Here is a 14,497-nt window from a genome sequence, read left to right on the forward strand (position 1 = left end):
CCCCAATCCCCAATAAATAAACTATGTCTTCCACTACTGTTCGTCGTAAAGCCAACACGTTTTATGTAATATTGATTGCTGGTGCTGCGGCACTCGGCGGGTTTTTATTCGGTTTTGACACTGCTGTAATCAACGGCGCGGTTTTATCTCTAGCAAAAGCTTTTCATACCAGTAGTTGGGTAACAGGGCTAGCAGTGTCCCTAGCGTTGCTGGGGTCTGCGGTAGGAGCCTTCTTTGCCGGACAGATTGCAGACCGTTATGGTCGAGTCAACGCAATGGTGGTCGCTTCGGCGTTGTTTACTATCAGTGCCATTGGCTCTGGGATGGCCGTCACTATCTGGGATTTTATCTTTTGGCGATTATTGGGTGGGATTGGCATCGGCGTTGCTAGCGTCATCGCGCCAGCTTACATTGCCGAATGTTCTCCCACCCATTTGCGAGGAAGGTTAGGATCTCTGCAACAATTAGCGATCGTAGTCGGAATTTTCGTCGCCTTATTGAGCGACTACTTTATCGCTGTGTCAGCAGGTTCAGCAGACTCGCCGTTTTTGTTTGGGGTTGCAGCTTGGCGCTGGATGTTTTGGACAGCAGTCCCGCCAGCAGTATTCTACGGGATGGTGGCTTTAACAATTCCTGAATCCCCCCGTTACTTAGTTGCCAAAGGACGAGAGCCAGAAGCTGCTAACGTTCTGACTAAGATTTTAGGGGGTGACGTGCTGCCAAAAATCGAAGAAATTCGGCAGACAGTGCTTCGCGAACGCCAACCCAGCTTTTCTGACCTCTTAAGCAGAAGTGGTGGACTCCTGCCAATTGTTTGGATAGGAGTAGGCTTATCTGTATTACAGCAATTTGTTGGGATTAATGTAATCTTCTACTACAGCAGCGTTTTGTGGCGGGCTGTCGGGTTTTCCGAAAAAGATTCCCTATCAATTACGGTGATTACAGGAGCCGTCAACATTATTACAACACTGATTGCGATCGCCTTCGTAGATAAATTTGGTCGCAAGCCCTTGCTTATACTAGGGTCGATTGGCATGACCGTAACCTTGGGAACGATGGCTTATCTTTTTGGCAATGCTCCCCTCGATGCTACTGGAAACCCCAATCTTACCGGAAGCGCCGGGACTGTAGCTCTGATCGCAGCCAACCTCTATGTATTTTGCTTCGGTTTCTCCTGGGGGCCAGTGGTTTGGGTGCTGTTGGGAGAAATGTTTAATAACAAAATTCGAGCCGCCGCACTTTCGATAGCTGCTGCTATGCAATGGGTTGCCAATTTCCTGATTTCCACAACATTTCCTCCTATACTGCAATATTTCGGTCTAGGTTCTGCCTATGGACTCTATACAATTGCGGCAGCTACCTCATTCTTTTTCATTCTCTTTTTTATTAAAGAAACCAAAGGAATTGAGTTAGAAGATATGTAATTGGCATCCATCTAGTACTGCTGTGCGTAATTCATAATTCGTATCTCTGTATCCTCTGCGTCTGGAGCGGTTGTAAAAAAAGACTTTGACAAATAGTTTTAGCCTTATACCGATTACCAGCTTTGTTGAATAGAACAAGGGGCTTAAGCCCCTTGTCTCACCAAGCGTAATTTTATGGAGTTTTATAAACAATTGGCTTGGGATTAGATGGGGTTGAGAGCAACAGATAAATTCCAACCTTCTGCCTCCTGCCTTCTTCACAACTGATGACTGCAAAGTAATTGAAAAGTATGTAGCAGTGTGTTGATAAATACAGCATTTTCCTAATTATTTAGGACTTACGCAGAAAGTGCTAAAAAGCTTAATTTATCGAACCGCCAAGAACGCCAAGAGCGCCAAAAATCGTAGAGTTTGCGTAAGTCTTATTATTATTATTATGAGTCTGTATTCCCATCTGTGATGCTATATCCCAGAAAAAATATTAGACAACAACTAAATACAAACTTTCGCTTCAGTAAATCAGTAAAAACATGCAAACTATCAATACGGCTCTTTGTTCTTCTGGTTTATCCGGCATGGTATTTCATGCGCCGTTTATTGATTTACATCCAAGATTTAAATTATAGGACTTACGCACACTCTATGAATTCTTGGCGACTTGGCGGTTCGATAAATTAAGCTTTTTGGCAATTTTTGCGTAAGTCCTGAATTAGTCGGTTCTTGGGAAAGAAGCAAAAAGTCATAGCGTTGCTTTAAATAACCTAAAATCTCAGATCGAAATATATAACTTTAATGCTGATTAGCTTTGAAGTGGGAAGCTTTGGTTCGAGTGCGATCTATTTAGTTATAGCAAAAGCCTTGGTGATTAGTACATCGATAGATGATAAAACTTAGACACAAAAAGACTTTTCACCCAGTCCCCAGTCCCTTGCTATACAAATTCAGAATTAAACCATTTTCAAATAATAAGACAATGCTAAAAATTATTTTTCATAGCTTTTTTCTTCTATTTTTGGCAATTACAGCAGTTTCGGCAGCACCTCCAAAAGATGATTCTAATGCAGTAGATACTAATCGGAATTTGCAGGGACAAGTAAATTCTGTTTCCCAGTTTTCTGATGTACAACCAACTGATTGGGCATTTGGTGCATTGCAATCGCTGGTGGAACGCTACGGCTGTATTGCAGGTTATCCCAATTCCACCTATCGCGGTAATCGTGCCTTAAGCCGTTATGAGTTTGCCGCAGGTTTAAATGCTTGTTTGGATCGTATTAATGAGTTAATTGCCACAGCTACTAGCGATTTAGTTAATAAGCAAGACTTGGCAGTGCTGCAAAAGTTGCAGTCAGACTTTGCCCCAGAACTGACAACGCTGCGTGGGCGGGTGGATACGCTAGAAGCACATACAGCAACACTGGAGGCACAGCAGTTTTCCACTACTACTAGGCTGACTGCTCAAATTATTACCGCCGTTAGTGATACCTTTGGTAATAGGGTGGGTGGCGATCGCGATGAATCCCGTCCCTATTTTGCAAACCGGGGTCGTCTCAACTTAGAGAGTAGCTTCACAGGGAAAGATTTGTTGCGAGTCCGGCTGGAGTTTGGCAACTTTGCGAATTCTAATGGTACAAGCCAAATAGCCGCCGCTACAGGTACAGGGATGACCCGCCTGAACTTCGACAATGACAGCAACGATACACTTCTTGTTCCCCACATCCGTTACTACTTCCCAGTCAGTGAGTCTCTGAACTTCGTTGTTGGGCCCACAGGCATTGGTTACACCGATATTTCAACCACCGTCACTCCCTCCATGATCGCAGACGATGGCAATGGAGTTCCCTCACTTTTCGGGTCATATAGTCCCTTATTCCGGCGAGGTGGCGGGGGCGGTGCCGCTAACTGGAACATTACCAAAGACTTAGTTCTCACCTTGGGCTATTTAGCAAGCAGTCCCAATGTGCCATCGGCTAGCAACGGCTTGTTTGATGGCGGCTACAACGCCCTGGCGCACTTAGCCTATTATGGTGAGCAAGGAGCTATTGGTGTTGCCTACTCTCATGGCTATAGCCCTGGTGGAGTAGTCGATCTCGCAGCTGGGACGGGTAGTGCCCTGTCAAACGCTCCCTTTGGCAACAACATTGCTACTTCCAACGATATTGTCGGCGCACAGGGATTCTATCGCTTCTCCCCGAATTTCCAAATCCACGGTTGGGGTGGATATATTTGGGCAAATGCGAAGAACTCTGGTTTGAGTGATATTTCCAATGGTAGGGGTGGAACAGATTCTCTATTTGTAAACAGTGGCGACAATGCCAATGTCTGGTTTGGAGCGATCGGTATGTCGTTTCCTGATGTGGGTGGTAGGGGTAACTTGCCGGGAATTCTTTTTGGTATACCGCCACGTGTCTCTAACAGTGATGTCCGTCAAGACCGAGATAACGCTTACCATATCGAAGCATTCTATCGCTACCGCCTGAATGATAATATCTCAGTGACTCCTGGTTTTTGGATGATTCTCAACCCAGAAAACGACAGCAGAAATGATACGCAGTATGTGGGTGTGATTCGCACAACCTTCGATTTTTAACTGAATGTGAATAGTTTGCTTGATTAACAGAGTGCTGAATAGTCAGCACTCTTCATGCAATCTGCAATCGATCATAGATACTCCCGCCCCAGGTCATAACTGTAAGGGTTTGCCATCGTAATGCCCAAATCAATCACTTCTTTGTATATCCTACGTCCTTACTGAGGTGGCGACTGCTATATAGGGCTTCAATTTGCTTACAGGCTTTGTCTAAATCTAGCTCTGCTTGTCCCTCCTCTTGTAAGAGCAGTTCCACTGATTCTTGATACATGAGTTCGACACTATCACGAAAATTGAATTGCACCTCTAAGTTAATCCCTACTAAATCACTGCTTATGGGTGTCAACTTAAGGTGAAAGCCTTCCTAGAACAAGCTTTCAGAGATTGTCTCGAAAAGAAGTCTCCGACTGGGAATGCCTAATGTGAGGCTTTGCCTCAAGACTAGCGGCAGAGCCGCAATTGAAGTGCATTTCCAGCCTCTGGCTGGAAACGAGATTTTAAACGGGTTTACCCTTAAGTTGATACCCATAAGCATTGCTGTGCCCCAAAAGTGCGAGTCTACTATCAAAGAATGATTAATAAAAGCCTGAAACGACCTATGCATAGTAAATGCATATCAAGATTAATTTGTACAGTGTGTAAGTCCTAACTTTATACAAAAATTTCCCTCTAGTACAGATGCATTTACCTACTTTCATGGTATTCAAGCTTTTAAGTAGCAGTATAAGTACATAGAATACTGTATTTATTATATAAAGATGCTTTCAAAAGAATTGTAATTTATTGTCCGTCAAAGTACCTTGTAAATACTGAAGTACAAAAGATTGCTTCCCAGCTAAAACTTCTTGTTAGCCTATTTTATGGCAGGAGTGAAAAGCAAACTTTCAATGCTGGGTGCAAGATTTAGAACTTCAAAAATTGTAGTAAATAATACATAAAAATACAGTAAATATTTTATGAATACAACGTACAAATTAGCACTTGCAACCGCTAGCATTGCTTTGGGTTTTGGTGTAATCCAAGCTAAACCAGCACAAGCTGCCACATTTAGTGGTCCGATTTACATCTATGCTGCTGCCAGCTTGACCGACACCCTACCCCAGGTTGAGGCACTTTACCAGCAAAGCAACCCCAACGTCACCTTTATCAATACCTTTGGGGCTTCTGGTACTCTTGCTAATCAAATCCTAACGGGAACAAATCCAAATCCGGTAGATATATTCTTCTCAGTATCCCAAGCACCGTTAGATAATCTGCAAGCTGCCAACAAACTAATACCAGGAACCAGGCAAGATGTACTAAACAACACCTTAGCTATAATCACGCCGATAAATTCAACCATATCTATATCAAGCGTTCAAGACCTATTACAGCCACAGGTGCGCCAAGTGGCTATTGGTAATCCTGCGTTTGTTCCAGCAGGAGGATTCGCCCAGGAATTATTTGCCAATTCCGGCATATCGCAGCAAATCCAACCCAAACTTGTCTTCGGCTCGAATGTGCGTGATGTACTATCATTAGTGTCAAGCGACACTAATGATAGTATAGATGCGGGGATTGTTTACACCACAGACGCTCTAACATTACCTAATAAAGTCAAAATTGTATACACTCCGCCTATCAACGCTTACTCTCCGATTGTTTATGGCTCTGCTGTACTCCAACAAACTCAAAACCCAGACGCAGCTAGGGACTTCAACTCCTTTCTGGGCAGCTCTCAAGCGTCACCCGTGTTTCAGAGATTTGGATTCTCTACTATCCCCGAACCTATGACTACTGGTGGCTCAATAGCAGTAGGTATAGTCGGCCTTATGATGAAGCGAAAGGTAAAGGCAAAAGCCAAAGCTAAAGCTAAAGCAGCTGTGGATTAAAGGTTTTTGGCTGTATTCTCAATCAAAATTGAACTCATAACTGCAAATAGGAATTAACCCAGGTATAATCTTGACTTTTCACGGGATGTGGAAAGTCAGATTATGCTGAATCAATAGTTGAGTTGCAATTCATTTTGATAAAAATCACCAAACATTCTTTCCATAGTTGGTGAATCAAGATTAGTTTGCATGGTGACTATGGTGATGGGTATTTTAAGCTGTGTCATCAGTTTGGCGTTAGCGAAGCTCGCCGAAGGCATCGCTTCAATCCTTTCGCCTGATTTTATTCTGCTTAGAGTAGTGATATTACAAGTTTACGGAGAATTGCTATTAAGCCATTTGAAGCCCAATATCAAATGTTGCTGCGTAGCCAAGGCTTGTTTTAGTGAGCTTAAGCAACATTTGTTCGCCACCATCTTGAAAAATTCCGTCTCCAGCATTCTTCAACTGGCGTTGTCCCTTGCTGGCGTATGGTGTCTGGGTGTGTACTTGATCTGTGATCGAGTCATCAAAGTATAGCTGCGACGTAAACTCATAATTCTGTGCTGATGGCACATCTGTGCGAACCTTAAAGTGGATATGGACGGTTCTGCCTTGATACCAACCAGGATAAATAGTTGTGAACTGGACGGTTCCATTTGCGTCCGTGACTTGATAGCCACGCAGGAACTTTTTGCCGACGGTACTAAAACCTGGATCTTTCACGTCTGAATAAACGCCTAGTGCATCACAGTGCCAAATATCCACGATCGCACCTGCGCGTGGCGCACACCCAGTACTACCAACTTGAGAAACCCGCAGCGTCAGTTGGAGTGGTACACCGTTTTTCACTGAACCATCCGCCGGATCGGAGCGGATGTCGGAGCGGTTTAGCTTTTCGTCTACGAAATAAGGGCCTTCGGTCTGCTCTGGAGTCACGACACACGCAGGCAATGTACCATTGGCTAAAGATGATGCTGGGACAGCTACACTCGATTGCACCTGTGTGGATCTGGACTTTCTCGGTATGCATCCAACTACAAGTATTGCAGTTCCGGCTGCCCTAAATAGAGCAAGTGCTTTTCTTCGACTCCGAATGCGACTTATTTGACAATCATCTTTTTTCATGCTTTGTTCACCATACTTTTGGCAAAGCTAGTTTTGAGAGTTCGTAGTCAGGACTAGAGTCTTTACTACGAACTTGCTTACGCATCAATTTCAACTTGACAGACTACTACTAGGATTAATGGATAATTTAATTTTTTCCTTAATCTAGATAATGTTCAGCTATTTTGGTGGATTAGAGCGATCTACCCCAGGAGGATGAGGTGGAACACCGAGTGCATCTTTTAACTGTTGTTCTGTAACTCCTAGCTTTGCAGCAGCTGCTTTAAAATCAGGTCGAGGTGGGCGCTGATTGCGATCGCCTGGATTTGGAGGATTGGCAGGAACTCCCAACGCATTCTTTAATTGTGTTTCTGTAACTCCTAATTTTGCCGCAGCCGCCTTAAAATCTGGTCGAGGCGGACGCTGCTGCCCATCTGGTGGTCGGTTGGGCGGTAGTTGCGCCTGTGCAATTTGAGAGAATTTACTAGCGGCATTTGCCTGATTGAGCGAAATAAAACCAAATGTGCTGACTAGAAGAGGAATCGCTGTTACAACTAGTACTCGACGAATATTCATTATCATTCTTTAATAGATGAGATCGTTTACATTTCTGATTCAACCGAACCAAAATTACAGTTCGCCCTGCTTGTAAATTACAATTTTGTAATTTGGGGAAAGAATGCTCTTGCGATCGCCAAGTTACGACGAGGCGAAACGCAAGGGTGCTGCAATTAACGGTTATTGTGTTCTACGCGATTGTGAACCGCGCCCTGATTATGAGGTTGGGGATGTTGGGGAGGACGCTTTTTCTGATTTGGACGGGGTTTGGAATGCCTGATGTGTGGTTTTTTTTCAGATGTTTGCGGTCTGTTGGGCTGTTGTGAAATCTGTGCATTCCGATTGGATGGATTAGCAGCATTTGCCTGATTAGGTGTAACAAAACCGAATGTACCAATTAAAAAAGGAATTGCTGCTACGGCTAACACTCGACGAATATTCATAAAAATCAACCTTCAAAAGGTAGGGTGTTCATATTTATGATTAAGCCACCTCAAAATTACAGTCCACCTATTTTCTAAATTACAGTTTTGTAATTTGAACAAAAAAATAATGAATTTAAAATGGAACAATATGTGAAGTAATAAAAGCTTGTGAACGTTCTGTTTGTCGAAGATGAAGCGAAAATTGCTAACTTTGTCCGGGCTGGACTGAAGGAGCAGGGATTTGTTGTAGACTACTGCGACAACGGTGATGATGGATATCTGCGGGCATTAGAAAATGAATATGATGTGATTGTACTCGACATTATGGTGCCGGGAAAGGATGGATTATCGATTCTGAAACTCTTGCGGCGGCAAGGTCGGAATGCTCCGGTAATTTTGTTGACGGCTCGGAATGAACTAGACGATCGCTTGGAAGGACTAAATTTGGGAGCCGATGACTATATCGCTAAACCGTTTTTTGTGGAAGAGTTAGCGGCTCGAATTCATGCCGTTGTCCGCCGGAGTGTGAGCGAGCGTCAAAATCTGCTTTGCGTTGGCCCCCTCAAACTTGATCGGATCACCAGGGAAGTCACTTGCAATCACCAGGCGATAGAACTCACCAGCCGCGAGTTTAATCTTCTGGAGTATCTCATGCGCTCTCCCGGACGGGTTTTCACCCGTACCCAAATATTGGAACACGTTTGGGGCTACGACTTTAACCCCAACACCAACGTCGTGGATGTTTGTATCCAGCGAATTCGTAAAAAAATTGACCCCATTGATCAAGCAGTCTGGATTGAAAGCATTCGAGGGGTTGGATACCGATTTCGCAAGCCAGATTTTAGCTCATGAAACTCTCTTCGTTTCGACTCCGAATTGCCCTGTTGTCTGCGGCTCTATCTGGAACCACATTAGTAGGCTTTGGCGCAGTCTCCTGGTTTCAGATTTACAATGCTAAGATTAGCCGTCTTGATGCAGAACTGTTAAATTCCTTGATGCGGGCAACTCCAAACTTGCCTCCACGCGGGGAACCTCCTGAATTTCTGGGCAAAGAAAGCCGACCCTTACCCAATCGCTCACGATGGCAGTTTTACGAAGATTCATTATCATATTCCTTCGCAACCAATACAAAAACCCCCATTGCCCTACTGGTGCTTGATGCAAACAACAAGATACTTTATCAATCCAACTCCCTACCTACCAACGTTGAGGTGAATCGTCTGCTGCTTAAGCGTCTTCAGTCGATACCTTCACCACCACGCCCGCAGAGAGAACCATCGCCACCCCCCAATACAAACCCATCCGTTCAGCCACCACCTTTTCTTCGTCCCCGCCCAACTCAATTTGTCACTGAGCAGACAAAAACAGCAGCTTGGCGGATTGGAGCAGCTAAATTTCCTAATGTTCAGGTTGCCATTGCTGTTAATCTGCAAGCCGTCGATCAAGAAATGGCAACCATTCAGAATATCTTTCTGATTTCAATTCCGGGAGCGCTTTTCCTGGTTGCGATCGGCGCATGGTTGTTTTCTGGTAGTGCTTTGCGTCCCATCCGGCAATTAACGGGCGTGATTCAACAGGTAACTGTAAAAGGGCTAGATCAACGGATTCCGATTGGGACAATTGATGCGGAATTTGTCGAACTGATTCAGGTATTTAACCTTATGCTGGAACGCTTGGAACGCAGTTTTACCCAAGCTTCCCGTTTTAGTGGTGACGCCGCTCATGAACTGAAAACCCCACTGACTATTTTGCAAGGCGAACTGGAACGAACGCTGCAACAGGTCGATCCCGGAAGTGAAGTGCAACAGCGGTTAAGTAACTTGTTGGATGAGGTGCGCCGCCTGAGTGGAATTATGCGGAAACTCTTGCTGCTATCTCTAGCAGATGCGGGAAAAATGAGTTTGTATTTGGTTGAGGTGGATATGTCTGAGTTACTGATAGAAATGTTAGAAGACGTGGAAATGTTAGCTCCCCACTTGACTGTACAAACTGACTTCACTGATGGGCTAAGGGTACAGGGCGATCGCGATCTTCTTATTCAAGTTTTGCAAAATCTGTTCAGTAATGCTATCAAATACAATCTTGCCAACGGCTGGATACAAATTCGCGCTTATCAAACTCAAACAACTCTCCACGTCACCATTGCCAATGCATCCAAAGATATTCCCCTGAGTGATGCCTACGGCGCACGTGAACGTGAACGCATTTTTGACCGTTTCTATCGCGGTGATCCGGCTCGAACCCGCAAGATAGAAGGCATCGGACTGGGACTGGGCCTAGCCCGTGAAATTGCCAGGGCCCATCATGGCGATCTCACCCTTGACTCAACATCTTTTGGTCAAACAGCATTTACTCTCACCTTACCGATGAAGTTGCAGAATTGAGCGATCGCTCGGTAGAAATTTGAGAATCTTTATAAGTCGTTGGGAAGAATCCGCAGTGATATGAAACGAGAGAAAATCTGTTTTATCAACTCGATTTTGGGTTGCGAGTGCGATCTTTCAGCTACCCTGAAATTGATATATAAAAGAGCAATTTTCAAATGACCATTTACTTTTATAAGGTTTGGCAGCCTTATGGCTGTTTTTCTAACTTTTCTCTCCACGGAATCCACATCCACGGTACTTACTGGCCAACGGTTGAGCATTATTATCAAGCGCAAAAATTTGTTGGCAGCACAGATGCGGCAATTATACCCCTCATCCATGCTGCCGCAACCCCAGAAGAAGCTGCCGCGTTGGGAAGGTGTAGCACTCGCCAACTCCGTCGAGACTGGGATTTGGTCAAAACTGAAATTATGCGAGAAGCTGTACTCAAAAAGTTTATCACTCATATTGATATTAGAGAAGTTCTCCTGAAGACTGGCGATGAGATTTTGGTTGAAAACTCCCCAACCGATTCTTTTTGGGGCTGTGGTGCTAATAAAGCAGGTCAAAACCATCTTGGTAAAACCCTCATGAGTGTGCGTGAAGAAATCCGTAACTTACTATCTTTAACGGTAATTTACGAATAATTTAATCAAAATAGTTACATTTAACATAAAATCAGTAATTCGACGGGGAATAGTAAAATTCCCCAGCCAAAAATCTTTGAAACAGTTGTGAATAATTTAGTTATTTATTTGAAAAATTTTTAATTAATTGAATTAATGGGCAAAAAGGGTAAAAAAATATTTTTAATTTAACGCAGTTTTTCAGTCAATAATTTAAGTAACATTACTGAAATAGTTTACTGATTGAGAATATAAAATTAATAGATGTCAATGATTAAAATTTTCTTAACTTTAGACTTTAAAGGCTGTTTTAAAAGTATTTAATGATACACCAAACAGTTTGATATCTCCTTAACTCAACTTTAGAATAATTAGAGGGATCAAGCAAAATATCTGATACTTTTCAAATATCCTCTGATCCATTTTCAAAGAGATTTGCAACAGATGTACGCTCCTAGCAACGCATTTGAGCAGGAATTTCTGGAAATGGGATGAGAATCAAGGCATTGTTAAGTTGAAAGCTCTTATCAGTGACAATTATAAAAAAAATTATACTTCAGTCATGGTGTATATAAGCAATGACATTTACCGATAAACCAAAAGGGTTGCAGCAAAGCTTAGACCAAGAAAATTTACTGCACCAGATGATAAACCAGATCAGGCGATCGCTCGACCTCCAAGAGATATTAACGACTACCGTTAGCCAAGTGCGTTTATTTTTGGGTGCAGATCGGGTAAAGGTGTATCGTTTTGATACCAATGGTAGTGGTGAAGTCATTGCTGAATCTATCCATGAGCAGCGTCTGCCATCCTTATTGGGGCTGCGCTTCCCAGCTGATGATATTCCACAAAAAGCTAGGGAGATGTTTCTCTTAGCACAACAACGTTCGATTATCGATGTGGCAAACGGGAAGATCGGGTTATCCGCTCTACAGTCAAAAGAAACTGGCAAAGTTCTAGAAACTAATATCCACTATCGGCAGGTAGACCCCTGTCATATTCAATACTTAAAGGCAATGGGCGTGCAGTCTTCGTTGGTAGTACCAATTTTAGATTGCGATCCACAAGAACAATCGGCAAAACCTACATTGTGGGGATTGTTAGTATCTCACCAAAGTGAACCGCGAAAGATTTTGGAGGGGGAACTAAAAGTATTGCAGCAAGTAGCTGACCAAGTTGCGATCGCGATCGCTCAAAGTAATCTACTCACCGCAGCCCGCACCAAGCAAGAGCGAGAAGCTACTATTAACCGAGTAACCACACTATTACATAAACTACCGACAGTCCAATTGCAGGGGGCGCTAGAAGAAGTTATTACTGCCTTGGGTGGAGTAGGTGGCAGGCTTTACATTGAACAGAGTCAGGAACTATACACCTGGGGCGATCAACCGACACTCCCCTACGAGTTAGATAACAATATTATCGAACAGCATCCCTTATGGCAAAACTGGATGGCTGAGTGTAAACACGGTAATATTTGGGTAACAACCAACCTGTATAAAGAACTACATTTGCGAGTTTTGGCTTTAGCATTCCGTTCTACTCAAATTCGCGGACTTATGGTGATTACCCTACATTACCGGGAAAAATTTATCGGTGTATTAAGCATTTTTCGCTCTGAATTTGAAACGGAAATCTTGTGGGCGGGACGATGTGAACAAAATCGGCGGCAACTATTACCACAGCTTTCTTTTGAGCTTTGGCGAGAGCAAAAAAAGGGGCAATCAGCTCAGTGGAAACCGGAAGACATCTCATTAGCGCAAGCCTTATCCGAGCATTTCTCAATGGCAATTCAGCAGCAGCAAATGTTTAAACAGGTACAAACCCTGAATGCCAACCTAGAACTGCGGGTACAAGAGCAAACTTATGAACTCGAAAAATCATTACTATTTACCAAGGTACTCAAGCAAGTCACAGAGCATATTCGCCGCACATTAGACTTGCAGACAACTCTGCAATCCATCGTTCGAGAAGTCCGTGCCCTGCTAAACTCAGACCGGGTAGTGATTTTTGAACTGAAGAGGAAATCGGTGATTGTCGAAGAGATTAATGGCAATTGGCAGTCAGTTTTGGGAATGAATCCACCAGCCGATTGCTTTCCTGATGAGTATAGCCATCTATATAGTCTGGGCAGAGTACGGGCAATTAATAACGTTTCGACAGCTTCTTTAAATGATTGTCATCGAGAGTTTTTGCAGAGTCTGCAAGTGCAAGCAACCTTAATAGTCCCGATTAATATAGGTTTGGAAGTATGGGGGTTACTAATAGTCCATGAGTGTGATACTCCCAGAGATTGGCAGGATGCAGAAATTGATTTATTGCAACAGCTAGGAGATCAGGCTGTGATCGCTATTCAACAAGCACAACTCTACGAACAAACCTGTAATGCCGAAACTGAAGCCAGAAATCAAGCTGCCCAGTTAGAGCATACCCTACATGAACTCCAAGAAACACAGACAAAATTGATTCACACCGAAAAAATGTCCGGTTTAGGACAGTTGGTGGCGGGTGTCGCCCACGAAATCAACAACCCTGTTAACTTTATCTATGCTAATCTGTGCCACGCAAATGATTACACTCAACAACTACTAGAAATTTTACGTCTCTATCAGTTACACTATCCCCACCCTCATAGCGAAATTACCGCCGCTATCAAAGCAATGGATTTTGAATTTTTGGTAGAAGACCTCCCGAAAATCATGACTTCAATGCAAGTAGGAAGCGATCGCATCCGCTCAATAGTGCTGTCGTTACGCAGTTTTTCTCGCTTGGATGAGGCTGAAAACAAGCGCGTTGACCTGCATGAAGGCATTGACAACACCTTGTTAATTTTGCAACATCGCCTGAAAGGAAATGGTGAATTCCCACGCATTGAGGTAATCAAAGAGTATGGCAACATACCACAGGTAGAATGCTATGCCGGTCAAATGAATCAGGTATTCATGAATATCTTCAGCAATGCCATAGATGCCCTAGAAATGGGGTATGGGGGTAAGAAAGACAAAGAGAATGCCCAATACCCAATGCCCACTATCCACATTTCCACTAAAGTCTCAGCAGACAACGCTCGTCTATTAATTCGTATTAGCGACAATGGGTCTGGGATGACTGAAGAGGTGAAAAAGCGGATTTTTGACCCGTTTTACACTACCAAACCTGTGGGTAAGGGTACAGGACTAGGATTGGCAATCAGCTATCAGATTATTGTCGAAAAACATCGTGGAATAATGGAGTGCATTTCCGAACCTGGCAAAGGTACAGAGTTCTGGATTGAAATTCCCATCAAGCCTCCAGCCAAAATAGATCGCTAAAGGTAGAGAAATCGTTAACAAGACAAATGACAAATGATTAAAAGTAAAGTTTAGTTGCAAAAAAAATCCCTCCCATGCAGAAGTGATAATCTAATAATTGAAGCTAATAAAGCTTCCCTGGCAGATAATAACAGCTGCATTTGGAATGTAATAAGAGGTAAAAGACGCTGTTTAACTTAAATCTGTCTCGTCAAAACACAGCAACACCCAACGCGAAAACTGCTATTTCCTCAAATATGGAAG

General features: G+C 43.4%; 12 protein-coding genes. 7 read left to right on the plus strand and 5 right to left on the minus strand.

Annotated features, from left to right (window positions below; translation table 11 throughout):
* The first annotated feature begins 23 nt into the window (after positions 1-23).
* Together ACFFAP_RS05985 and ACFFAP_RS05990 are read left to right on the plus strand one after the other, a co-directional pair.
* Positions 24-1,424 carry a sugar porter family MFS transporter gene (locus tag ACFFAP_RS05985; protein ID WP_375510367.1) on the plus strand — a complete coding sequence of 467 codons (1,401 nt, stop codon included), beginning with the start codon at positions 24-26 and terminating at the stop codon, positions 1,422-1,424.
* 973 nt (positions 1,425-2,397) lie between these two features.
* A complete protein-coding gene (locus ACFFAP_RS05990; protein WP_375510368.1) occupies positions 2,398-4,011 on the plus strand; it encodes an iron uptake porin in 1,614 nt (537 codons plus the stop codon).
* A 133-nt stretch (positions 4,012-4,144) separates the two neighbouring features.
* Here the strand turns inward: ACFFAP_RS05990 and ACFFAP_RS05995 are convergent, their stop codons facing one another.
* The gene (locus ACFFAP_RS05995; protein WP_375510369.1) at positions 4,145-4,357 is read right to left on the minus strand and encodes a hypothetical protein; all 213 of its coding nucleotides are present in this window, start codon (positions 4,355-4,357) and stop codon (positions 4,145-4,147) included.
* 610 nt (positions 4,358-4,967) lie between these two features.
* Here ACFFAP_RS05995 and modA point away from each other — a divergent pair.
* The gene (gene modA, locus ACFFAP_RS06000; protein WP_375510370.1) at positions 4,968-5,882 is read left to right on the plus strand and encodes a molybdate ABC transporter substrate-binding protein; all 915 of its coding nucleotides are present in this window, start codon (positions 4,968-4,970) and stop codon (positions 5,880-5,882) included.
* 110 nt (positions 5,883-5,992) lie between these two features.
* Here modA and ACFFAP_RS06005 read toward each other — a convergent pair whose 3' ends face one another.
* The 4 genes from ACFFAP_RS06005 to ACFFAP_RS06020 all read right to left on the minus strand — a co-directional run bounded on the left by ACFFAP_RS06005 (position 5,993) and on the right by ACFFAP_RS06020 (position 7,969).
* Positions 5,993-6,142 (minus strand): hypothetical protein, encoded by a 150-nt coding sequence (locus ACFFAP_RS06005; RefSeq protein ID WP_375510371.1) that lies wholly within the window; start codon positions 6,140-6,142, stop codon positions 5,993-5,995.
* A 70-nt stretch (positions 6,143-6,212) separates the two neighbouring features.
* Entirely contained in the window at positions 6,213-6,989 is a 777-nt protein-coding gene (locus ACFFAP_RS06010) for an intradiol ring-cleavage dioxygenase (RefSeq protein WP_375510372.1), read from the minus strand.
* Between the two features lie 159 nt (positions 6,990-7,148).
* Positions 7,149-7,544: a hypothetical protein gene (locus tag ACFFAP_RS06015; protein ID WP_375510373.1), complete on the minus strand. Its 396-nt coding sequence runs from the start codon at positions 7,542-7,544 to the stop codon at positions 7,149-7,151.
* Between the two features lie 155 nt (positions 7,545-7,699).
* The gene (locus ACFFAP_RS06020) at positions 7,700-7,969 is read right to left on the minus strand and encodes a hypothetical protein (protein WP_375510374.1); all 270 of its coding nucleotides are present in this window, start codon (positions 7,967-7,969) and stop codon (positions 7,700-7,702) included.
* Positions 7,970-8,119: 150 nt separating this feature from the next.
* Between ACFFAP_RS06020 and ACFFAP_RS06025 the strand changes: the two genes are divergently transcribed.
* The 4 genes from ACFFAP_RS06025 to ACFFAP_RS06040 all read left to right on the plus strand — a co-directional run bounded on the left by ACFFAP_RS06025 (position 8,120) and on the right by ACFFAP_RS06040 (position 14,254).
* Complete coding sequence (locus ACFFAP_RS06025; protein WP_375510375.1) at positions 8,120-8,803, plus strand: response regulator transcription factor; 684 nt, start codon at positions 8,120-8,122, stop codon at positions 8,801-8,803.
* Positions 8,800-10,335 (plus strand): ATP-binding protein, encoded by a 1,536-nt coding sequence (locus ACFFAP_RS06030; RefSeq protein ID WP_375510376.1) that lies wholly within the window; start codon positions 8,800-8,802, stop codon positions 10,333-10,335. The genes ACFFAP_RS06025 and ACFFAP_RS06030 overlap by 4 nt, the downstream gene beginning before the upstream one ends.
* A gap of 158 nt (positions 10,336-10,493) precedes the next feature.
* Entirely contained in the window at positions 10,494-10,964 is a 471-nt protein-coding gene (locus tag ACFFAP_RS06035; RefSeq protein ID WP_375510377.1) for an N-glycosidase, read from the plus strand.
* 557 nt (positions 10,965-11,521) lie between these two features.
* A complete protein-coding gene (locus tag ACFFAP_RS06040) occupies positions 11,522-14,254 on the plus strand; it encodes a GAF domain-containing protein (protein ID WP_375510378.1) in 2,733 nt (910 codons plus the stop codon).
* Positions 14,255-14,497: the final 243 nt, after the last annotated feature.

Source organism: uncultured Nostoc sp. (genome assembly GCF_964245575.1).
Taxonomy (GTDB): Bacteria; Cyanobacteriota; Cyanobacteriia; order Cyanobacteriales; family Nostocaceae; genus Nostoc.